20 protein-coding genes are annotated in these 21049 nt (G+C 67.0%); 13 read left to right on the forward strand and 7 right to left on the reverse strand.

Annotation, left to right across the window (positions count from 1 at the left end; genetic code table 11):
- Positions 1–225: 225 nt before the first annotated feature.
- Complete coding sequence (locus DIE03_RS19530; protein ID WP_124453128.1) at positions 226–1002, reverse strand: enoyl-CoA hydratase; 777 nt, start codon at positions 1000–1002, stop codon at positions 226–228.
- Between the two features lie 131 nt (positions 1003–1133).
- Here DIE03_RS19530 and paaN point away from each other — a divergent pair, with 131 nt between their 5' ends.
- From paaN to paaK, 5 genes are all read left to right on the forward strand, one after another.
- On the forward strand, positions 1134–2840 hold the full coding sequence (paaN, locus tag DIE03_RS19535) for a phenylacetic acid degradation protein PaaN (RefSeq protein WP_124453130.1): 1707 nt from the start codon (positions 1134–1136) through the stop codon (positions 2838–2840).
- A gap of 87 nt (positions 2841–2927) precedes the next feature.
- On the forward strand, positions 2928–4130 hold the full coding sequence (pcaF, locus tag DIE03_RS19540; protein WP_124453132.1) for a 3-oxoadipyl-CoA thiolase: 1203 nt from the start codon (positions 2928–2930) through the stop codon (positions 4128–4130).
- 45 nt (positions 4131–4175) lie between these two features.
- The gene (gene paaG, locus DIE03_RS19545; protein ID WP_124453134.1) at positions 4176–4967 is read left to right on the forward strand and encodes a 2-(1,2-epoxy-1,2-dihydrophenyl)acetyl-CoA isomerase PaaG; all 792 of its coding nucleotides are present in this window, start codon (positions 4176–4178) and stop codon (positions 4965–4967) included.
- A gap of 1 nt (position 4968) precedes the next feature.
- Positions 4969–5421, forward strand: coding sequence for a hydroxyphenylacetyl-CoA thioesterase PaaI (paaI, locus tag DIE03_RS19550; RefSeq protein WP_124453135.1), 453 nt, complete (start codon positions 4969–4971; stop codon positions 5419–5421).
- A gap of 38 nt (positions 5422–5459) precedes the next feature.
- Complete coding sequence (gene paaK, locus DIE03_RS19555; RefSeq protein WP_124453137.1) at positions 5460–6758, forward strand: phenylacetate--CoA ligase PaaK; 1299 nt, start codon at positions 5460–5462, stop codon at positions 6756–6758.
- 249 nt (positions 6759–7007) lie between these two features.
- On the opposite strand, the gene DIE03_RS19560 is transcribed toward paaK, so the two are convergent.
- Positions 7008–8240 carry a murein transglycosylase A gene (locus DIE03_RS19560; RefSeq protein ID WP_124453140.1) on the reverse strand — a complete coding sequence of 411 codons (1233 nt, stop codon included), beginning with the start codon at positions 8238–8240 and terminating at the stop codon, positions 7008–7010.
- Positions 8241–8321: 81 nt separating this feature from the next.
- Positions 8322–8696 carry a Co2+/Mg2+ efflux protein ApaG gene (gene apaG, locus DIE03_RS19565; protein WP_011350820.1) on the reverse strand — a complete coding sequence of 125 codons (375 nt, stop codon included), beginning with the start codon at positions 8694–8696 and terminating at the stop codon, positions 8322–8324.
- 178 nt (positions 8697–8874) lie between these two features.
- Between apaG and rpe the strand changes: the two genes are divergently transcribed.
- From rpe to DIE03_RS19605, 8 genes are all read left to right on the forward strand, one after another.
- A complete protein-coding gene (gene rpe, locus DIE03_RS19570) occupies positions 8875–9561 on the forward strand; it encodes a ribulose-phosphate 3-epimerase (protein ID WP_011883156.1) in 687 nt (228 codons plus the stop codon).
- A gap of 4 nt (positions 9562–9565) precedes the next feature.
- Complete coding sequence (locus tag DIE03_RS19575; protein WP_124453142.1) at positions 9566–10330, forward strand: phosphoglycolate phosphatase; 765 nt, start codon at positions 9566–9568, stop codon at positions 10328–10330.
- Between the two features lie 357 nt (positions 10331–10687).
- The gene (gene trpE / locus DIE03_RS19580; protein WP_124453144.1) at positions 10688–12181 is read left to right on the forward strand and encodes an anthranilate synthase component I; all 1494 of its coding nucleotides are present in this window, start codon (positions 10688–10690) and stop codon (positions 12179–12181) included.
- Between the two features lie 13 nt (positions 12182–12194).
- The gene (locus DIE03_RS19585; RefSeq protein ID WP_124453146.1) at positions 12195–12785 is read left to right on the forward strand and encodes an aminodeoxychorismate/anthranilate synthase component II; all 591 of its coding nucleotides are present in this window, start codon (positions 12195–12197) and stop codon (positions 12783–12785) included.
- 13 nt (positions 12786–12798) lie between these two features.
- Positions 12799–13830, forward strand: a complete 1032-nt coding sequence (trpD, locus tag DIE03_RS19590) for an anthranilate phosphoribosyltransferase (RefSeq protein WP_124453148.1) — start codon at positions 12799–12801, stop codon at positions 13828–13830.
- Between the two features lie 29 nt (positions 13831–13859).
- The gene (gene trpC / locus DIE03_RS19595; protein WP_124453151.1) at positions 13860–14645 is read left to right on the forward strand and encodes an indole-3-glycerol phosphate synthase TrpC; all 786 of its coding nucleotides are present in this window, start codon (positions 13860–13862) and stop codon (positions 14643–14645) included.
- Complete coding sequence (locus DIE03_RS19600; protein WP_124453153.1) at positions 14645–15271, forward strand: CYTH domain-containing protein; 627 nt, start codon at positions 14645–14647, stop codon at positions 15269–15271. Before trpC ends, DIE03_RS19600 begins: the two co-directional genes overlap by 1 nt.
- Before the next feature lie 13 nt (positions 15272–15284).
- Entirely contained in the window at positions 15285–16196 is a 912-nt protein-coding gene (locus DIE03_RS19605) for a uracil-DNA glycosylase (RefSeq protein ID WP_124453155.1), read from the forward strand.
- A 128-nt stretch (positions 16197–16324) separates the two neighbouring features.
- On the opposite strand, the gene DIE03_RS19610 is transcribed toward DIE03_RS19605, so the two are convergent.
- From DIE03_RS19610 to DIE03_RS19625, 4 genes are all read right to left on the reverse strand, one after another.
- Positions 16325–16921, reverse strand: a complete 597-nt coding sequence (locus DIE03_RS19610) for an FMN-dependent NADH-azoreductase (RefSeq protein WP_096472359.1) — start codon at positions 16919–16921, stop codon at positions 16325–16327.
- 147 nt (positions 16922–17068) lie between these two features.
- Entirely contained in the window at positions 17069–18868 is a 1800-nt protein-coding gene (locus tag DIE03_RS19615; RefSeq protein WP_124453157.1) for a M61 family metallopeptidase, read from the reverse strand.
- Between the two features lie 105 nt (positions 18869–18973).
- Positions 18974–19702, reverse strand: coding sequence for a DsbC family protein (locus tag DIE03_RS19620; protein ID WP_124453159.1), 729 nt, complete (start codon positions 19700–19702; stop codon positions 18974–18976).
- Between the two features lie 90 nt (positions 19703–19792).
- Positions 19793–20971 carry a UbiH/UbiF family hydroxylase gene (locus DIE03_RS19625; RefSeq protein ID WP_124453161.1) on the reverse strand — a complete coding sequence of 393 codons (1179 nt, stop codon included), beginning with the start codon at positions 20969–20971 and terminating at the stop codon, positions 19793–19795.
- Between the last annotated feature and the right edge of the window lie 78 nt (positions 20972–21049).

Here is a 21049-nt window from a genome sequence, read left to right on the forward strand (position 1 = left end):
GAGCCTCAACAGCACCGCTTCCCTTCCTCCCGCGCCGCGTTTCCGTTAGCGCGAAAGAGGCGTGATTCTATGCACCTCACGCCATTCCCGCAAGCCTTTTTGTGAAGAAATTTGAAAAAGCCCCGTGCGCTGACGCGCACGGGGCTTGGGGGCCCGACACGCCGGGCGATCGTACTGACAGCAGACGCCAAACAGACGTCGGGCACCTGCCGTCGCTCAACCCGATCAGCGGTTCTTGAACACCGGCTTGCGCTTCTCGACGAATGCCGCCATCCCTTCCTTCTGGTCTTCGGTCGCGAACAACGAATGGAACAGCCGACGCTCGAAGTGAACACCCTCCGCCAGTGTCGTCTCGTATGCACGGTTCACCGACTCCTTGACCATCATGACCGCCGGCAGCGAGAACTCGGCAATCGTCGCCGCGGCAGCAAGCGCCTCGTCGAGCAACTTGTCGGCCGGCAGCACGCGCGACACGAGCCCGGCACGCTCGGCTTCGGCGGCGTCCATGAAACGCGCGGTCAGACACATGTCCATCGCCTTCGCCTTCGACACCGCACGCGGCAACCGCTGCGTGCCGCCGGCGCCCGGCATGATGCCCAGCTTGATCTCGGGCTGGCCGAACTTGGCCGTATCCGCCGCGAAGATGATGTCGCACATCATTGCGAGCTCGCAGCCGCCACCCAGCGCAAAGCCCGAAACCGCCGCAATGATCGGCTTGCGGATCTCGCGGACCGTCTCCCAGTTGCGCGTGATGTAGTCGCCCCGGTAAACATCCATATAGGAGTAGGTCGCCATCATGCCGATGTCCGCGCCGGCCGCGAATGCCTTCTCGCTCCCCGTCACGACGATCGCGCCGATGTTGTCGTCCGCATCGAACGCCTTCAGTGCGGCACCCAACTCGTCCATCAGCGCATCGTTCAACGCATTCAGCGCCTTCGGGCGGTTCAGCGTAACCAGCCCGACACGCCCCTGGGTCTCCACCAGGATGTTCTCGTAAGCCATCTATTTCTCCTCGATCAATGAAATGAGAAACGCCTCGCACACATGCGAATAGTTTGATGCTACCATTCTCCGACCAACCGGTCGGTTAATTAATCGATCCAATCCCTCTCAATGTTCATCAGGCCGCCGCCATGACCCATGCACTGTTCACGAAGCACGAAGACACGCTGAAACACGCTCTCGCCGCCATCGAGAGCCGCGGGTACTGGAGCCCGTTCGTCGAGATGCCGAGCCCCAAAGTGTACGGGGAAAGCGCGAACGCCGATGGCGAGGCCGCGTTCAAGTCGCACCTCGACAAGACGTTCGTGCTCGACCAGCCGGCGTCCGGCGAAACGGTCGGTGCAGAGCAGTCGCCATACGGCATCGCGCTCGGCATCCGGTATCCGAAATCGACGCCCGACGCACTGATCGCCGCCGCATCCGCCGCGCAACGCACGTGGCGTGAAGCCGGCCCGAGCGCCTGGGTCGGCGTCAGTCTCGAAATCCTCGCGCGCCTGAATCGCGCGAGCTTCGAGATCGCATACAGCGTGATGCACACCACCGGGCAGGCGTTCATGATGGCGTTCCAAGCCGGCGGCCCGCACGCGCAGGACCGCGCGCTCGAGGCAGTGGCCTACGCATGGGACGAACTGCGCCGCATCCCCGCCGACGCGCACTGGGAAAAGCCGCAAGGCAAGAACCCGCCGCTCGCGATGCACAAGCGCTACACGATCGTCCCGCGCGGCACGGGGCTCGTGCTCGGCTGCTGCACGTTCCCGACCTGGAACGGCTACCCGGGCCTGTTCGCCGACCTCGCAACCGGCAACACCGTGATCGTCAAACCGCATCCGGGCGCGATCCTGCCGCTCGCGATCACGGTGCGGATCGCTCGTGACGTGCTGCGCGAGGCCGGGTTCGATCCGAACGTCGTCACGCTCCTGGCGACCGAGCCCAACGACGGCGCCCTCGTCCAGGATCTCGCGCTGCGCCCCGAGATCAAGCTGATCGACTTCACCGGCAGCACGCAGAACGGCACGTGGCTCGAACGCCATGCCCACCAGGCGCAGGTCTATACCGAGAAGGCGGGCGTCAACCAGATCGTGATCGACTCGACCGACGACCTGAAGGCCGCCGCCAAGAACATCGCGTTCTCGCTGGCGCTGTACTCCGGCCAGATGTGCACCGCGCCGCAGAATATCTATGTGCCGCGCGACGGTATCCGCACGGCGGACGGTCATGCGAGCTTCGACGAGGTTGCCCAGGCCATCGCCGTTTCCGTGCAGAAACTCACCGGCGACCCGGCACGCTCGGTCGAATTGATCGGCGCGATCCAGAACGAAGGCGTAACCGCGCGTATCGACGATGCCCGCAAGCTCGGCCGCGTGCTCGCCGACAGCCTGACCCTCCAGCACCCGGCCTTCCCCGATGCCCGCGTGCGCACGCCGCTCGTGCTGCAGCTCGACGTGGCCGACCGCGCGAAATTCACGCAGGAGTGGTTCGGCCCGATCTCGTTCGTGATCGCGACCGACTCGACCGCGCAGTCGCTCGATCTCGCTGGTGAAATCGCAGCTGAACATGGCGCGCTGACGCTCTCCGTGTACAGCACCGACGACGCGATCGTCGACGCGGCGCACGACGCGGCGGTACGCGGCGGTGTCGCGCTGTCGATCAACCTGACGGGCGGCGTGTTCGTCAACCAGTCGGCCGCATTCTCCGATTTCCACGGCACCGGTGCGAACCCGGCGGCCAACGCGGCCCTGGCCGACCCGGCGTTCGTCGCCAACCGCTTCCGTGTGGTGCAAAGCCGCGTTCATGTTGCCCCGAAGGCGGTCCCCGCGGAAGCCGGCCAGACGGCATAACCCGAATGGCCGACGTGCAAACGCCGCCACGTTCTCTACCATGAACGAATCCGCCACCCGGCGGGTTCGTTGCTCATCGATACGCCCATGACAGACGCCTACATCTGCGACGCGATTCGCACCCCCATCGGCCGCTACGGCGGCGCCCTGAAAGACGTCCGCGCCGACGACCTCGGCGCTGTGCCGCTCAAGGCGCTCGTCGAACGCAACCGAAACGTCGACTGGTCGGCGATCGACGACGTGATCTACGGCTGCGCGAACCAGGCCGGCGAGGACAACCGCAACGTCGCGCGCATGTCGGCGCTGCTCGCGGGCCTGCCGACCGACGTGCCGGGCACGACGCTGAACCGGCTGTGCGGCTCCGGGATGGACGCGGTCGGCACGGCCGCGCGCGCGATCAAGGCGGGAGAAGCGCGCCTGATGATCGCGGGCGGCGTCGAGAGCATGACGCGCGCGCCGTTCGTGATGGGCAAGGCCACGAGCGCGTTCGCACGCCAGGCCGACATCTTCGATACGACGATCGGCTGGCGCTTCGTCAATCCGCTGATGAAACAGCTGCATGGCGTCGATTCGATGCCGGAGACGGCCGAGAACGTCGCGGTCGACTACAACATCAGCCGAGCCGACCAGGATCTGTTCGCACTGCGCAGCCAGCAGAAGGCCGCGCGTGCGCAGCAGGACGGCACGCTCGCCGACGAAATCGTCGCGGTCACGATTCCGCAGAAGAAAGGTGACGCGATCGTCGTGTCGCGCGACGAACATCCGCGCGAGACGTCGCTCGAGGCGCTCGCGAAGCTGAAGGGTGTCGTGCGTCCGGACGGCTCGGTGACGGCAGGCAATGCATCGGGCGTCAACGACGGCGCATGTGCGCTGCTGCTCGCCAACGCACAGGCTGCCGATCAATATGGCCTGCGCCGCCGCGCGCGCGTCGTCGGCATGGCAACCGCCGGTGTGGAACCGCGCGTGATGGGCATCGGCCCCGCGCCGGCCACGCAAAAGCTGCTGCGACAACTCGGCATGACCATCGACCAGTTCGACGTGATCGAGCTCAACGAGGCGTTCGCATCGCAGGGCCTCGCGGTGCTGCGGATGCTCGGCGTCGCCGACGACGATCCGCGCGTGAACCCCAACGGCGGCGCCATTGCGCTGGGCCACCCGCTCGGCGCTTCGGGTGCCCGGCTCGTGACCACGGCGCTCCATCAACTCGAACGTACGGGCGGCCGCTTCGCGCTCTGTACGATGTGCATCGGCGTCGGCCAGGGGATCGCCCTCGCGATCGAACGCGTGTAACCGACGCGCCGCGCGCCTATAACGAAGTCATGACGGAGACACTGCATGTCCTATCAGGCGATTCAGCTGGATATCGATCAGGTCGCGCGCGTGGCCACGATCACCCTCAACCGCCCCGACAAGCTGAACAGCTTCACGCGGGCGATGCATCGCGAACTGCAGTCGGCACTCGATGAAGTCGAAGCGGCCGGCGCGCGTGCGCTGATTCTGACGGGTGCGGGGCGCGGCTTCTGTGCGGGCCAGGACCTGGCCGACCTCGACTTCACACCGGGCGCGTCCACCGACCTCGGCTCGCTGATCGACGAGCACTTCAATCCGCTGATCCGCCGCCTGCAGCGCCTGCCGATTCCGGTGATCGCTGCCGTCAACGGCACCGCGGCGGGCGCCGGCGCGAATCTTGCGCTCGCCTGCGATCTCGTGTTCGCCGCCCGTTCGAGCAGTTTCATCCAGGCCTTCGTCAAGATCGGGCTCGTACCGGATTCGGGCGGCACGTGGTTCCTGCCGCAGCGCGTCGGCATGGCACGCGCGCTGGGGCTCGCGCTGACCGGCGACAAGCTCGGTGCCGAACAGGCCGAGCAATGGGGCTTGATCTGGCGCGCGGTCGATGACGACGCGCTCGTCGCGACGGTCCGTCAGCTCGCGAACCAGCTCGCGCAGCAACCGACGCTCGCGATCGCGTCGATCAAGCAATCGATGCGCGACAGCGTCACGAACACGCTCGACCAGCAGCTCGACCTGGAACGCGACCATCAGCGCAAGCTCGGCCAGTCGCATGACTATGCGGAAGGCGTGAAGGCATTCATCGAGAAGCGCGCGCCGCGCTTCGAGGGGCGTTGACATGACGAACGCCACCGCGACGCTCGATCCCGATTCGCTGGCCCGCGCCACGGCGCAGGCCATGTACGACGCAGATGCATGCAGCCGCGCGTTCGGCATGCAAATCGCCGAAGTACGCGCCGGCTACGCCCGCCTGCAGATGCGCGTACGGCCCGAATTCCTGAACGGACACCGGACCTGTCACGGCGGGATCATCTTCACGCTCGCCGATTCGACGTTCGCGTTCGCGTGCAACTCGTACAACCTGAACACGGTCGCGGCCGGCTGCTCGATCGAGTTCCTGCGCCCGGTGCACGGCGACGACGTGCTGACGGCCGAGGCGATCGAACAGGCGCGCGCCGGTCGCCACGGCATCTACGACATCCGCGTCACGAACCAGACCGGTGAAACGGTCGCGATGTTTCGCGGCAAATCCGCCCAGATCAAGGGCACGGTCATCCCGGAAGACCGCTGACGTCGACGGCTCGCACATAACAAACACTGGAGACAGGCATGACTACCCCGCTACCGCTCGAGCCGATCGAGACCGCCTCACGCGACGAGCTGATCGCACTACAGCTCGAACGCCTCAAGTGGTCGCTCCGGCATGCGTATGATCACTCGCCCGTCTATCGTCGCAAATTCGACGACGCGGGCGTGCATCCGGACGACCTGAAGACGCTCGCCGACCTGTCGCGCTTCCCGTTCACGACCAAAGGCGACCTGCGCGACAACTACCCGTTCGGGATGTTCGCGGTGCCGCAAGACCAGATCTCGCGCATCCATGCGTCATCGGGTACGACCGGCAAGCCGACGGTCGTCGGCTATACGGCCGGCGACATCGACACGTGGGCGAATCTCGTCGCGCGCTCGATCCGCGCCGCCGGCGCGCGCCGCGGCGACAAGGTGCACGTCAGCTACGGCTACGGCCTCTTCACGGGCGGGCTCGGCGCGCACTACGGCGCCGAACGCGCAGGGCTGACCGTGATCCCGTTCGGCGGCGGCCAGACCGAGAAGCAGGTCCAGCTGATCCAGGACTTCCGGCCCGACATCATCATGGTGACGCCGAGCTACATGCTGTCGATCGCCGACGAAATCGAGCGCCAGGGCCTCGATCCCGTTCAGAGCTCGCTGCGCATCGGCATCTTCGGCGCGGAGCCCTGGACCAACGACATGCGCGTCGCGATCGAACAGCGGATGGGCATCGATGCGGTCGACATCTACGGGCTGTCCGAAGTGATGGGCCCCGGCGTCGCGTCCGAATGCGTCGAGACCAAGGACGGCCCGACCATCTGGGAAGACCACTTCTATCCGGAAATCATCGACCCGGAAACCGGCGAAGTGCTGCCGGACGGCGAACTCGGCGAGCTCGTGTTCACGTCGCTGACGAAGGAAGCTCTGCCGATCATCCGCTATCGCACCCGCGACCTCACGCGCCTGTTGCCCGGCACCGCCCGCACGATGCGCCGGATGGAGAAGATCACCGGCCGCTCGGACGACATGATGATCGTGCGCGGCGTCAACGTGTTCCCGACGCAAATCGAGGAACAGTTGCTCAAGCAACGCGCGCTCGCGCCGCACTATCAGATCGTACTGACGAAGGAAGGCCCGCTCGACGTGCTGACGCTCAACGTCGAGCCCTGCCCCGACTCCGCACCCGATACGGCGGCAATCCATGCGGCAAAGCAGGCGCTCGCGTACGACATCAAGTCGCTGATCGGCGTGACGGCCGTGATCAACGTGCTGCCCGTGAACGGGATCGAGCGCTCGGTCGGCAAGGCGCGCCGCGTCGTCGACAAGCGCAAGGGCTGAGGTCGCTCGCCGCGCGTGCGTCGCGCAGCGACGAATCCGTGCCTGCAAACGAAACAGCCCGGTCGGCCGACGCCGATCGGGCTGTTCTACTCCAAAGCGTCGTTCGACGTGACACGCACAGCATCACGCGAACGAAAATCACATGGGGACACCAGCGATCAGACCGGCACGCCCCACGCGCATGAGGTGCGCCATCCATGCCGCGTCTCGTTCACGAGCCACCATCCGGGCAGCCCGCGCCGCCCCAAATCACGAATTCGGAAACAGCAGCCACATCCGGCCGACCTGCTTCATCCGGCCGGCCTGATCGCCCGCGTCGTCGCCGAGCCCCCAGAAATAGTCGGCGCGCACACCGCCCTTGATCGCCGAACCCGTATCCTGCGCGAACACGAGCCGATTCATCGGCGTATTCGTCAGCGGGCGCGTGGTCTGCAGGAACACGGGCGTGCCGAGCGGGATCGCCGACGGATCGACCGCGATCGAACGCTCCGGCGTCAGCGGTACGCCAAGCGCACCGATCGGGCCGTCCGCACCGCCGTGCGGCGCGTCTTCCTTGGTCGGCATGTCGCGGAAGAACACGAACCGCGGATTCGTGTCGAGCAGCGCGTCGACGCGGGTCGGGTTCGCCTTCGCCCATGCCTTGATGCCCTGCATCGTCGCCTGGGCGGGCGTCAGCTCGCCGCGATCGAGCAGCCACTTGCCGATCGAACGGTACGGCTGGTTGTTGGTGCCGCCGAAGCCGACCCGCATCACCGAGCCGTCGTCGAGCAGCACGCGCCCCGAGCCCTGCACCTGCAGGAAGAACGCCTCGATCGGATCGTCGACCCACACGAGTTCGTTGCCGTTCAGGATGCCGGCGCGCTCGAGCTGCGAGCGAGCCGGCAGCGCGGCGCCCGCGCGATAGCCGGCCGGCCAGCGATAGAGCGCGTACTGATACGGGCCGCGACGCACGCGCGAACCGTGCAGCAGCGGCTCGTAATAGCCAGTCACGAGCCCGTCGAGCGTCCCGTCGGTGTTCGCGAGCTGGAACGGCGTGAAATACGTTTCGAAGAAGGTGCGCGCGCTGCTGACGTCGAGCTCGTCGAGGCGGTCGGCGGCCGCGCAGGCACGCGCCCAGGCCGGCTGGCGCGCAAGCCGCACGCAGTTCTGGCGCAGCGCGGCCGTCGCGCCGATCAGCGAATCGTCCTGCCAGCCCGGCACCTGCTGCCACGCGACCGGCGTGAGCCGCTTCGCGGCGATCTGCCCCGGCACGATCGCCGCGCCGGTCGGCGGCTTCAGCGACGAGGTCCGCGTCGGTGCGCCGCCGCACGCGGCAAGCAGCGCCGCCGCCGCGGCCGCTGCCACCCACCCGGCCAACCGGGGCCCAAACCACATACAATGTCCGTTCTTGATGGAAACCGCCATGTCAGATTTTCTCGACCAATATCCGATGCTCATCTTCGCGCTCGAAGCCTTCGTAGCGCTTGCCCTGCTGATCTTCATCGTCGTGTGGACGTCGTCGGGCAGAAAGAAGCACGCCCGCGGCAACAACGACCGCCTGCTGCGCTGACGCGCTTCGCACGCTCAATGCAGCGTGCGCGGCATGTGCAGTGCGAACTCGTCGACCGGCGCCTCGAAACGCTCGCCGTCTTCCGCCACGCAGAAGTACGCACCGCGCATCGTGCCGACCGGCGTCGCGATCACGGCCCAGCTCGTGTATTCGAAGTGCTCGCCCGGCTGCAGCAGCGGCTGGTGCCCGACGACGCCGAGCCCCTTCACTTCCTGCACGTGGTTCTCGCTGTCCGTGATGATCCAGTGACGCGCGATCAGCTGCGCCGCGACCTGTCCCGTGTTACGGATCGTCAGCGTGTACGCGAATGCGTATTGACGGCGATCGGGGTCGGATTGTTCCGGCAAGTAGCTGGTTTTCACCGAAACGGTGAACTGATACTGACTCATGATGTTTCCGGTGGAAGGTGACTGTCCGTGCCGGCATGGGCAACGGGGCCGCGGGCGCGCCGCATTGGTTCGGCATTCTATGCGCAATCGGGCCTCGGCCGCACGGCCTGCCGCCGCGCACCGGGTCGCCGGACGGTAGAATGACGGTTTTGCGCCGCAACGTCCCCGCTCCCCTGCCATGACCCAATTCCGTATCGCTCCCAGCATCCTGTCGGCCGATTTCGCACGGCTCGGCGAAGAAGTCCGCAACGTCGTCGCCGCCGGCGCCGACTGGATCCACTTCGACGTGATGGACAACCATTATGTGCCGAACCTGACGATCGGCCCGCTCGTGTGCGAAGCGATCCGCCCGCACGTGCAGGTGCCGATCGACGTGCACCTGATGGTGCGCCCGGTCGACCGGATCGTGCCCGATTTCGCGAAGGCCGGTGCGAACCTGATCAGCTTCCACCCGGAAGGCTCCGATCACATCGACCGCACGCTGTCGCTGATCCGCGACCACGGCTGCAAGGCCGGCCTCGTGTTCAACCCGGCCACGCCGCTGAACTACCTCGACCACGTGATGGATCGCCTCGACTTCGTGCTGCTGATGTCGGTCAACCCGGGCTTCGGCGGCCAGTCGTTCATTCCGGAAACGCTGAACAAGCTGCGCGAAGCACGCGCACGCATCGACGCATACACCGAACGCACGGGCCGCGAGATCCTGCTCGAGGTCGACGGCGGCGTGAAGACCGACAACATCGCGGAAATCGCGGCGGCCGGCGCCGACACGTTCGTCGCGGGTTCGGCGATCTTCGGCAAGCCCGACTACCGCAAGGTGATCGACGAGATGCGCGCGGCGCTCGCCACCGTCGAGCGGAGCTGAAGCCGTGGCCGATTCGTCGCTTGCCGGCCATGCGCCGTCCGGGGCCGCCACCGACGCCGCCCCGATCCGCTTCACCGCGCCGCGCATCGAAGCCGCGCTGATCGACCTCGACGGCACGATGGTCGATACGGCCGACGATTTCACGGCCGGCCTGAACGGGATGCTCGCGCAGCTCGGCGCGCCGGCCACGTCGCGCGACGAGGTGATCGGCTACGTCGGCAAGGGCTCCGAGCACCTGATCCAGAGCGTGCTGAAACCGCGCTTCCCGGCCGACGAGGCGCATGCGCGCTTCGACGACGCACTGGCGATCTACCAGACCGAATACGCGAAGATCAACGGCCGCCATGCGCGCCTCTATCCGGAGGTCGCCGCCGGCCTCGACGCGCTGCGCGCGGCCGGCATCCGGCTCGCGTGCGTGACGAACAAGCCGCACCGCTTCGCGGTCGAGCTGCTCGAGCAATACGGGCTGGCCGGCTGCTTCGGCATCGTGCTCGGCGGCGACAGCGTGGCGCGCAAGAAGCCCGATCCGCTGCCGATGCTGACGGCCTGCGACGCGCTCGGCGTCGCACCTGACGCGGCGGTCGCGATCGGCGACTCGGAAAACGACGCGCTGGCAGGCCGCGCGGCCGGGATGGCGACGCTGACTGTGCCGTACGGCTACAACCACGGCAAAGCTATACAAACGATAAATTCGGATGGTATAGTCGATTCGTTGCTGGTCGCGGCTCGCGCAATTTCCGCGCACAACGCCGGCCGGCCAACCCTCTGATTATTTCTTCCATCTGCATGTTTCTGAATAAAAAACGGAGTCTGAGCAGCATCGACCGGGGAGCCTGGCCCTGGCGTCGCTGGTCGCGCTAACCTCTTCGATGAGGTACGCTGAAGCACGTCTTCAGCGCCGTTTTTTATCTCGCTGCGCATCCGCGCGCCGACCGTCGCACCACCTCGAGTTCCACCGCGTCCGAACGCTTGCGTTCAGGAGCGGCCGCAGGCTCGCGACGTTCACGCCCGGAGTGCCGGCCGGCAACAGGCACTTCTCGTTCGACCGCCCTTTCGCCGACGGCAACCCGCGCAGCGTCAAGTGATCCCTGGCGCACGCGCCGCTCGTCCCGAACAGGACCGGAACATGACCGAACTCGAATTCCAATCGCTCGCGAACGAAGGCTACAACCGCATCCCGCTGATCGCGGAAGCCCTCGCCGATCTCGAAACGCCGCTGTCCCTCTACCTGAAGCTGGCCCAGCCCGAACGCGCGGGCGCCAACTCGTTCCTGCTCGAATCGGTGGTGGGCGGCGAACGCTTCGGCCGCTACTCGTTCATCGGCCTGCCGGCCCGCACGCTCGTACGCACCCGCAACGGCGTGTCGGAAGTCGTGCGCGACGGCCAGGTCGTCGAGACGCACGACGGCGACCCGTTCCGGTTCATCGAATCGTTCCAGGCGCGCTTCAAGGTCGCGCAGCGCCCGGGCCTGCCGCGCTTCTGCGGCGGTCTCGCCGGCTACTTCGGCTACGACGCGGTGCGCTATATCGAGAAGAAGCTCGCGAATACCGCGCCGCGCGACGATCTCGGCCTGCCCGACATCCAGTTGCTGCTGACCGAGGAAGTCGCGGTGATCGACAACCTCGCCGGCAAGCTGTACCTGATCATCTACGCGGACCCGGGCCAGCCCGAAGCCTACGCGAAGGCGAAACAGCGCCTGCGCGAACTGAAGCAGCGCCTGCGCACGACCGTGCAGCCGCCCGTCACGTCGGCGAGCGTGCGCACCGAGACGTTCCGCGAGTTCAAGAAGGACGACTATCTCGCCGCCGTGCGCCAGGCGAAGGAATACATCGCGGCCGGCGAACTGATGCAGATCCAGGTCGGCCAGCGGCTGACGAAGCCGTACCGCGACAATCCGCTGTCGCTGTACCGCGCGCTGCGTTCGCTGAACCCGTCGCCGTACATGTATTACTACAACTTCGGCGATTTCCACGTGGTCGGCGCGTCGCCGGAAATCCTCGTGCGCCAGGAAAAGCGCGGCGAAGACCAGATCGTCACGATCCGTCCGCTCGCCGGCACGCGCCCGCGCGGCAACACGCCCGAGCGCGACGCGGAACTCGCGACCGAGCTGCTCAACGATCCGAAGGAAATCGCCGAGCACGTGATGCTGATCGACCTCGCGCGCAACGACGTCGGCCGCATCGCGGAAATCGGCTCGGTGCAGGTGACCGACAAGATGGTCATCGAGAAGTATTCGCACGTGCAGCACATCGTCAGCTCGGTCGAAGGCAAGCTGAAGCCCGGCATGACGAACTACGACGTGCTGCGCGCGACTTTCCCGGCCGGCACGCTGTCCGGCGCGCCGAAGGTGCGCGCGATGGAACTGATCGACGAGCTCGAGCCGGTCAAGCGCGGGCTGTACGGCGGTGCGGTCGGCTACCTGTCGTTCTCGGGCGAAATGGATCTCGCGATCGCGATCCGCACCGGCCTGATCCACAACGGCAACCTGTATGTGCAAGCGGCGGCCGGCGTCGTCGCGGATTCGGTGCCCGAATCCGAATGGCAAGAGACCGAGAACAAGGCGCGCGCGGTGCTGCGTGCGGCCGAACAGGTCCAGGACGGCCTCGATAGCGACTTCTGACCGGAGACTGACCATGCTGCTCATGATCGACAACTACGACTCGTTTACCTACAACCTGGTCCAGTACTTCGGTGAACTCGGCGAGGACGTGCGTACCTACCGCAACGACGAAATCACGCTCGACGAGATCGCGCGCCTGAATCCCGACGCAATCTGCCTGTCGCCGGGCCCGAGCAATCCGCAACACGCGGGCATCACGCTCGACGTGCTGCGCGAATTTTCGGGCAAGAAGCCGATCCTCGGCGTCTGCCTCGGCCATCAGGCGATCGGTGAAGCGTTCGGCGGCCGCGTCGTGCGCGCGACGACCATCATGCACGGCAAGGTGAGCCGGATCGAAACCGACTGCCGCGGCGTGTTCGCCGACCTGCCGAAGCACTTCGACGTCACGCGCTACCACTCGCTCGCGATCGAGCGCGAATCGCTGCCCGACTGCCTCGAGGTGTCGGCGTGGACCGACGACGGCGAAATCATGGGCGTGCGCCACAAGACGCTGCCGATCGAGGGCGTGCAGTTCCACCCGGAATCGATCCTGTCCGAGCACGGCCATGCGCTGCTCGAGAATTTCCTGAAGCTGGCGCGCGCCGCGGCCGCGCAAGCCGCCTGACGGGAGCCGCACGATGACGATTACCCCGCAGGAAGCGCTGCAGCGCACGATCGAACACCGCGAGATCTTCCACGACGAAATGCTGCACCTGATGCGGCTCATCATGCGCGGCGACCTGTCGCCCGTGATGGCGGCCGCGATCATCACCGGGCTGCGCGTGAAGAAGGAGACGATCGGCGAGATCGCCGCCGCCGCGACCGTGATGCGCGAATTCGCGAACCACGTCGAGGTGCAGGACAACTCGAACTTCGTCGACATCGTCGGCACCGGCGGCGACGGCTCGCATACGTTCAACATCTCGACCGCGTCGATGTTCGTCACGGCCGCGGCCGGCGCGAAGGTCGCGAAGCACGGCAACCGCGGCGTGTCGAGCAAGTCCGGCAGCGCCGACGTGCTCGAGGCGCTCGGCGTGAACATCGACCTGCAGTCGGAGCAGGTCGCCGCGTCGATCGCGGAGACGGGCATGGGCTTCATGTTCGCGCCGAACCATCACCCGGCGATGAAGAACATCGCGGCCGTGCGCCGCGAGCTCGGCGTGCGCACGATCTTCAACATCCTCGGCCCGCTGACCAATCCGGCCGGCGCGCCGAACCAGCTGATGGGCGTGTTCCACCCCGACCTCGTCGGCATCCAGGTGCGCGTGATGCAGCGCCTCGGCGCGCAGCACGTGCTCGTCGTGTACGGCAAGGACGGGATGGACGAGGTGTCCCTCGGCGCCGCGACGCTCGTCGGCGAACTGCGCGACGGCAAGGTGCACGAATACGAGATCCATCCGGAGGACTTCGGCCTGCAGATGGTGTCGAACCGCACGCTGAAGGTGGAAAATGCCGATGAATCGCGCACGATGCTGCTCGGCGCGCTGGACAACCAGCCGGGCGTCGCGCGCGAGATCGTCACGCTGAACGCGGGCACCGCGCTCTATGCGGCGAACGTCGCCGAGTCGATCGCCGACGGCATCCAGCTCGCCCGCGAAGCGATCGCGAGCGGCAAGGCGCGCGCGAAAGTCGACGAACTCGTGCGCTTCACGCAGCAGTTCAAGCGCTGACTCCCCTTACGAATCAAGCAGGAATCCACATGAGCGACATTCTCGACCGAATCATCGCCGTCAAGCGCGAAGAAATCGCGGCGGCCATGCGCAGCACGCCGCTCGAGGCACTGAAGCTGGACGCCTCCGCGCGCGACCTGCGCGACTTCGTCGGCGCGCTGCGTGCGAAGCACGCGGCCGGCAACGCCGCGGTGATCGCCGAAATCAAGAAGGCCAGCCCGTCGAAGGGCGTGCTGCGCGAGCACTTCGTGCCGGCCGACATCGCACGCTCGTATGCGGCGCACGGCGCCGCGTGCCTGTCGGTACTGACCGACGAGCAATTCTTCCAGGGCGGCGTCCGCTACCTCGAGGAAGCGCGCGCGGCGTGCACGCTGCCGGTGCTGCGCAAGGACTTCATCGTCGACGCGTACCAGATCGTCGAAGCCCGCGCGATGGGCGCCGACGCGATCCTGCTGATCGCCGCCGCGCTCGACACGCCGCTGATGCAGGATCTCGAAGCGTATGCGCACTCGCTGGGCCTCGCGGTGCTGGTCGAAGTGCACGACCGCAACGAGATGGAACAGGCGCTGACGCTCAAGACGCCGCTGCTCGGCATCAACAACCGCAACCTGCGCACGTTCGAGACGTCGATCCAGACCACGCTCGACATGCTCGACATGATTCCGGCGGACCGCATCGTCGTGACCGAATCGGGCATCCTGTCGCGCACCGACGTCGACACGATGCGCGCGGCGAACGTGAACACGTTCCTCGTCGGCGAAGCGTTCATGCGCGCCGAGCAGCCGGGCGAGGAACTCGCGCGGATGTTCTTCTGATGGCGATCGAAAAGGAAATCAAGCTCGCGCTGCCGGCCGACCAGGCCGACGCCGCGCGACGTTTCTTCGAGACGCTGACCGGCGAGCCCGGTCACGGCATCACGCTCGCGAACGTCTATTACGACACGCCCGATCTCGCACTCGCGCGCTCGAAGAGCGCGGTGCGCGTGCGCCGCACGCCGGACGGCTGGCTGCAGACGTTCAAGACGGTCGGCAGCGCGGAAGGCGGCCTGCATCGCCGCCACGAATGGGAACTGCCGGTCGCCGGCGACGCGCTCGAGATCGACGCGCTCGTCGCGGCCTGCGACGTGCCGGAGGCCGCCGCCGCGCTGAATGACGCGGCCGGCGCACTGTACGCGCTGTTCCGAACGGATTTTTCGCGTACGCTGTGGCGCATCGCAATTGGCGGCGCAACCGTCGAAGCCGCGGTGGACCTCGGCGAGATCGTCGTCCAGGCGGAACACGAAACGCGCCGCGAACCGATCAGCGAAATCGAACTCGAACTGATCGACGGCCCGGAAGCAGCGCTCTCGACGCTCGCCGCCGAACTGCAGCAGGCGCTGCCGGGCCTCGTTCCCGAAAACATCAGCAAGGCGCAGCGCGGCTACCGGCTGCGCGCGCAATAAACACGCATCACGCATGGCAACCCGCAAGACTTCCCGCGCGCCGCAACAGGCGTCGCTGTTCGATGATCCCGTGCCGGAAACGGCACCGGCCGATGTTCCGTCCCCGGCGCCTGAAACGCCCGCGGCCGGACGCAAATCCGCGAAGAAAGCCGCTGAACCGGCCGCTCCGGCCGCCGCGGCAGCGCCGCGGCCCGCTGCCGCCGACGTTCCGCATCTCGCCGCGCAATTCGACGCGCTGCCGGCCGTCTGGCGCGATGTGCTGAAGCCGTTCACCGACAGCGACGCGTACGCGCCGCTGTGCCGCTTCGTCGACGACGAGCGCGCAGCCGGCAAGACGGTCTACCCGACCGACGTGTTCCGCGCGCTGCGCCTGACGAGCCCCGACGACGTGAAAATTGTGATCCTCGGCCAGGATCCGTACCACGGCGACGATCGCGGCACGCCGCAGGCGCACGGCCTTGCGTTCTCGGTGCCGCCGGCCGTCCGCACGCCGCCGTCGCTGCGCAACATCTTCAAGGAAATCGCCGCGAACTTCGGTCACGACACGCCGCGCCACGGCTGTCTCGACACCTGGGCGCGCCAGGGCGTGCTGCTGCTCAACACCGTGCTGACGGTCGAGCGCGGCGCGGCCGCGAGCCACGCGAAGCGCGGCTGGGAACAATGCACGGACACGCTGATTCGCGAACTCGCCGGCCGCCATCGCGGGCTCGTCTTCATGCTGTGGGGTGCGCACGCGCAGGCGAAGCGCGCACTGTTCGACGCGAACGCGCATTGCGTGCTCGAGGCGCCGCATCCGTCGCCGCTGTCCGCGCACCGTGGCTTCCTCGGCTGCCGCCATTTCGCGCTCGCGAACGACTATCTGGTCGACGCCGGCCGCGAACCGATCGACTGGCGCCTGCCGGACGTGGCCGAAACGCTCGCGTAACGCACCGCGCCGGCTCCTTCGAGCCGGCAGCCGGCCGGCATGCAAAAAAACGCCGCGCCCCTTTCGGGGGACGCGGCGTTTCCTTATCGGGCGATGCAGCAGGTGCGCCGCACCTGCGTCGACCGTCCTTACGCAGCGGCGATCGCTTCGCGCGCGCTGGCCAGCGCGGCGCTTTGCGCATCCGGTCCGAGGTTCAGGCCTTCCGCGAAGATGAAGCTCACGTCGGTCATGCCGACGAAGCCGAGGAACGTGCGCAGGTACGGCGTCTGGCTGTCGTTCGGCGTACCGGCATACTTGCCGCCGCGGGCCGTCACGACGTGAACCTTCTTGCCCTTGATCAGGCCTTCCGGACCGTTCTCCGTGTAGCGGAACGTGACGCCTGCGCGGGCGATCCAGTCGAAGTACGTCTTCAGTTGCGACGAGATGCCGAAGTTGTACATCGGTGCGCCGATCACGATGATGTCGGCGGCTTGCAGCTCGGCGATCAGGGCATCGCTCTTCGCGACGATCGCATTCTGCTCCGCGGTGCGGTTCTCGGCCGGCGTGAAGAACGCGCCGAGCACCGATTCGTCGAGGTGCGGCAGCGCGTCGGCCAGCAGGTCACGAACCACGACTTTCGCGCCGGGGTTCGATTGTTGCAGTTTTGCCGTCAGCTCGTTGGCCAGCAGCGTCGATTGCGCACCTTGCGAACGTGCAGCGGAATTGATTTGCAGAATGGTCGTCATGTCAGGCTCCAGTAGGGTTGCGCTTCGGTAGCGCGAGTGACCCCATTGTGCGTGGCCGCATGACCGCGAAAAAGCGGGTTCAGGGCGACGGATTGTTGCAGCAGCAGAACAATCCCCGATCGCGCCCCGATACCCGCCTCCTGGCGTTCAACCCTTCAGCCAGGCTTCCCGTGCCTTCGAGACCGCGGCCGGCTTCGCGGCCGCCGTCAGCCGGTAGCGCGTGACTTCCGGGCCGTCGAGCTTCAGTTTCGCGGTGCGCAGCTCGTCGCGGCGGAACGCGTGAACCTCGACCTTGTCGCCCGGCTGGTAGCGCGCGAGCAGCGCATCGAGGTTCGTGCCCGTCACGCGCAGCCCGTCGACCGCGATCAGCGTATCGCCGGCCGACAGCCCCGCGCGATGCGCGGCGCCGCCTTCATAAACCGCCGCGAACGTGCAGTCCGCGCCGCCGCGCAGGCGCGCACCGATCGTCGGCTTCGCGGCCGCGCCGTTCGCGACATCGGGCGCGAGCGTCACGCCGAACGGCGCGAACAGCTCGACGAGCGGCAGGTCGCGCGTACCCTGCACGGCGTCGGTGAACAGGCGGCCTAGCGCAACGCCCGTCGCCTCTTCGATCAGCGCCTCGACTTCGTTTTCCTCGACGCCCGCCTGCTTGCCGCGGTAGAAATCGCGGCCGTAGCGCTGCCACAGCAGGCGCATCACGTCGTCGAGCGACTTCCGGTTGCGCGTCTGCGCGCGAATCGCGAGATCGAACGCGAGCGCGACGAGCGAACCCTTCGTGTAATAGCTGACGATCGCGTTGGTCGCGTTCTCGTCCTGGCGGTAGTACTTGATCCACGCGTCGAACGAGCTTTCCGCGACGCTCTGCTTGAGCCGGCCCGTGCCGCGCAGCACGCCGCCGATCGTGCGGCCCAGCGCCGCGAAATATTCGTCCTGCGACATCAGCCCGCTGCGCACCAGCATCAGGTCGTCGTAATACGACGTGAAGCCCTCGAAGAGCCACAGCAGCGACGTGTAGTTTTCCTTCGACAGGTCGTACGGCACGAATGCCGCCGGCTTGATGCGCTTCACGTTCCACGTATGGAAGTACTCGTGGCTGCAGAGGCCGAGATACGTACGATAGCCTTCCGTCGTTTCGGGCCGCCCCTTCACGGGCAGGTCGGTGCGGTTGCAGATCAGCGCGGTCGATGCACGATGCTCGAGGCCGCCGTAGCCGTCGCTGACCGCGAGCGTCATGAACACGTAGCGGTCCATCGGCGCCTTCTTCGACTTCGGCTCGAACAGCGCGATCTGCGCTTCGCATACGCGCTTCAGGTCGGTACGCAGCCGCTCCATGTCGAGTTGCGTCACGCGCCCGGCGATCACGATGTCGTGCGGCACGCCGTGCGCGTCGAACGTCGCAAGCGCGAATTCGCCGATCGTCACCGGATGATCGGACAGCTCGTCGTAGTTCGCTGCACGGTACGTGCCGAAGCCATAGCGCTTCGTGCCGCGCGCCTCGGGCAGCGCGGTGCCGACGCGCCACGTGCGGAACGCCGCGCCGGCCGGTTTCGCGATGTCGACTTCGCACGGCGCGTCCTCGCGCCCGGCGACGCTCAGGAACACGGCCGTCGCGTTGAAGAACCCGCCCGATTCGTCGAGATACGCGGAGCGCACCGACAGGTCCCACGCATACACGTCGTAGCGCAGCGTCAGCGCGCCGGTCACGGGCGCGGCCTGCCACGTGTGCTTGTCGGTCTTCGCGATGCGCACCTTGCGGCCCGCGTCGTTGAACGCACCGAGCGTCACGATGTTGCGCGCGAACTCGCGCACGAGGTAGCTGCCCGGAATCCACACCGGCAGCGAGAAGCGCTGGCCTTCGGGATCGGGATCGGCGACCGTCACCGATACTTCGAACAGGTGCGCGGCGAGATCTTTCGGGACAATCGAATAGCGGATCGGCTGGGTCATCGTGGCAATCGGTCGGTCGAATACGGCAGCGAAAACGAAGAGAGGCGCCGGCAGATCATGCGGGCGCCCCTCGCTGGCCGGGCCATGTGCCCGGCGTGTGGTCGGTTACTTGCTCGAGGCGAGCGCCTGATTGAGCTGGTCGGCCGAGACCGCGCCCGGCAGACGGCGGCCGTCCGGCAGGAAGATCGTCGGCGTGCCCGTCACGTTCATGCCGCGACCGAGCGCGAGGTTCTTGTCGAGCGCGCTGGTATCGCAGGTGCCGGCCCCCGACGGCGCACGGTGGTCGAGCATCCAGCCTTCCCATGACTTCGCACGGTCGGTCGCGCACCAGATCGCCTTCGACTTCGCGGTCGAATCCGGCGACAGCACCGGGTACAGGAACGTGTAGACAGTGACGTTGTCGACCGATTGCAGCGTCGTCTCGAGCTTCTTGCAGTACGGGCAGTTCGGATCGGAGAACACCGCGATCTTGCGTGCGCCGTTGCCCTTGACGATCTTGATCGCATTCGCGAACGGCAGGCTCGCGAAGTCGATCTTGTTGATCTCGGACAGGCGGGCGTCGGTCAGGTTCTTGTGCGACTTGGTGTCGACGAGGTCGCCGAGCAGCACGTAATCGCCCGCCGCGTCGCTATAGATGATCTGCGTACCGAGGTTCACTTCGTAGAGGCCCGCGACCGGCGATTTCGCCACGCTCTTGATCGGCGCGTCGTTACCGAGGCGGGCTTGCAGCGTGGCTTTCAGCTTGTCGGTGGTCTGGTCGGCCTGCGCGGTGCAGCCGAGCGTCGCCATCGTGACGGCGAGCGCCAGCGACGCGATGCGGATCGTTTTTTTCATCGAAATCTTCCTTCAGCTCAATCGGAGTGCACGGCACAGTGTACGCCGTAACGGAACGGAGTCCGACCGGCGAAACAGCCGAAGGTTCGCTCAGCCGAGCGCGGCCGACACGAGCCAGCGCTTCACGAGCGGCTGCGCGCCGACGAAGGCCATCCCCGCATTGCGTACCGCCTTCGCGAGCGCGCCCGGCACCGCGAACAGCCGCTGCAGGCCGTCGGTCGCGACCATCAGCCCGCGGATGTCCTCGCGGCGCGAACGCTCGTAGCGGCGCAGCAGCACCGTATCGCCGAGGTTGCGGAAGCTCTCCTTGCCCGCGATCGCATCGGCGAGCGCCGCGACGTCGCGCAGCCCGAGGTTCATCCCCTGCCCCGCGAGCGGGTGGATCAGGTGCGCGGCATCGCCGACCAGCGCGACGCGCGGCGCGATCAGCTTGTCGACCGTCTGCAGCGCGAGCGGGAAACCGGCGGCCGGCGTCACGCACTCTAGCGTGCCGACCTGGCCGTGCGACACGCGCTCGACCTCGGCCGCGAGCTGCGCCGGATCGAGTGCGAGCAATTCATCGGCATGCGCGGTATGCGCGGACCACACGAGCGAGACATGACCGTCCGGCAGCGGCAGCAGCGCGACGATTTCGCCTTCGTGAAACCACTGGTAGGCCGTCTCGCGGTGCGGCAGCGACGCCTTGAAGTTCGCGACGACGCCCGTCTGCCGGTAATCGCGTCGCTCGACCCTGGCCCCCATTTGGGAGCGCACCCACGAATGGGCGCCGTCGGCGCCGACGATCAGGTCGGCTTCCAGCACCTGCCCCGACGACAGCGTGAGCACGGCCGCGTCGTCGCGCACGTCGAAGCCCTGCGCGCGCGCATCGAACCACGTGAGGTTCGGCTGGAACCGCAGGGCGGCGTCGAGCGACGTCTCGACCAGCGACGATTCGGCGATCCACGCGAGCTGCGGCACGGAGGCCTGGTACGCGGAGAAATGCAGTTCCGCGTGCGCATCGCCGTACACGCGCATGTCGTAGACGGGCGCGAGCCGGCCGTGGTCGAGCGCCTGCCAGACCCGCAGCCGCTCGAGCAGCGCCTGCGAACTGGAGGACAGCGCGTAGACGCGCGTGTCGAACGCGAGATCGGCGGGGCGCGGTGTGGCCGGCTGGGCGAGCAAGGCGGTCTTGTAGCCGGACTGGGTCAGCGCGAGCGCGGCCGTCTTGCCGACGAGCCCGCCGCCGACCACGGCGACGTCGAAGGAGTGGTGGGCAGTCATGGCGGGCATTATAGCTGCGGGGCCAAACCCTTACGCGGCCGGACTTTGCGGGAAATCAGCAGAATCGCAGGCGGCCGGCGCGGCGCA

The organism is Burkholderia sp. Bp8992, from assembly GCF_003853705.1.
Taxonomy (GTDB): Bacteria; Pseudomonadota; Gammaproteobacteria; order Burkholderiales; family Burkholderiaceae; genus Burkholderia.

Excerpts from the sequence above, each read along its gene's own strand:
- DIE03_RS19560 (WP_124453140.1), bottom strand. The coding sequence starts at position 8,240 with ATGAAGATCAGCAGGGCAAGCGCTACGAAGGCTTCGAGCGCGAAGATG.
- DIE03_RS19625 (WP_124453161.1), bottom strand. The coding sequence starts at position 20,971 with ATGCCCGCCATGACTGCCCACCACTCCTTCGACGTCGCCGTGGTCGGC.
- trpD (WP_124453148.1), top strand. The coding sequence starts at position 12,799 with ATGACGATTACCCCGCAGGAAGCGCTGCAGCGCACGATCGAACACCGC.
- paaG (WP_124453134.1), top strand. The coding sequence starts at position 4,176 with ATGTCCTATCAGGCGATTCAGCTGGATATCGATCAGGTCGCGCGCGTG.
- paaN (WP_124453130.1), top strand. The coding sequence starts at position 1,134 with ATGACCCATGCACTGTTCACGAAGCACGAAGACACGCTGAAACACGCT.
- paaK (WP_124453137.1), top strand. The coding sequence starts at position 5,460 with ATGACTACCCCGCTACCGCTCGAGCCGATCGAGACCGCCTCACGCGAC.
- apaG (WP_011350820.1), bottom strand. The coding sequence starts at position 8,696 with ATGAGTCAGTATCAGTTCACCGTTTCGGTGAAAACCAGCTACTTGCCG.
- DIE03_RS19585 (WP_124453146.1), top strand. The coding sequence starts at position 12,195 with ATGCTGCTCATGATCGACAACTACGACTCGTTTACCTACAACCTGGTC.
- DIE03_RS19530 (WP_124453128.1), bottom strand. The coding sequence starts at position 1,002 with ATGGCTTACGAGAACATCCTGGTGGAGACCCAGGGGCGTGTCGGGCTG.
- rpe (WP_011883156.1), top strand. The coding sequence starts at position 8,875 with ATGACCCAATTCCGTATCGCTCCCAGCATCCTGTCGGCCGATTTCGCA.
- DIE03_RS19610 (WP_096472359.1), bottom strand. The coding sequence starts at position 16,921 with ATGACGACCATTCTGCAAATCAATTCCGCTGCACGTTCGCAAGGTGCG.
- pcaF (WP_124453132.1), top strand. The coding sequence starts at position 2,928 with ATGACAGACGCCTACATCTGCGACGCGATTCGCACCCCCATCGGCCGC.
- DIE03_RS19600 (WP_124453153.1), top strand. The coding sequence starts at position 14,645 with ATGGCGATCGAAAAGGAAATCAAGCTCGCGCTGCCGGCCGACCAGGCC.
- DIE03_RS19620 (WP_124453159.1), bottom strand. The coding sequence starts at position 19,702 with ATGAAAAAAACGATCCGCATCGCGTCGCTGGCGCTCGCCGTCACGATG.
- trpE (WP_124453144.1), top strand. The coding sequence starts at position 10,688 with ATGACCGAACTCGAATTCCAATCGCTCGCGAACGAAGGCTACAACCGC.
- DIE03_RS19615 (WP_124453157.1), bottom strand. The coding sequence starts at position 18,868 with ATGACCCAGCCGATCCGCTATTCGATTGTCCCGAAAGATCTCGCCGCG.
- trpC (WP_124453151.1), top strand. The coding sequence starts at position 13,860 with ATGAGCGACATTCTCGACCGAATCATCGCCGTCAAGCGCGAAGAAATC.
- DIE03_RS19605 (WP_124453155.1), top strand. The coding sequence starts at position 15,285 with ATGGCAACCCGCAAGACTTCCCGCGCGCCGCAACAGGCGTCGCTGTTC.
- paaI (WP_124453135.1), top strand. The coding sequence starts at position 4,969 with ATGACGAACGCCACCGCGACGCTCGATCCCGATTCGCTGGCCCGCGCC.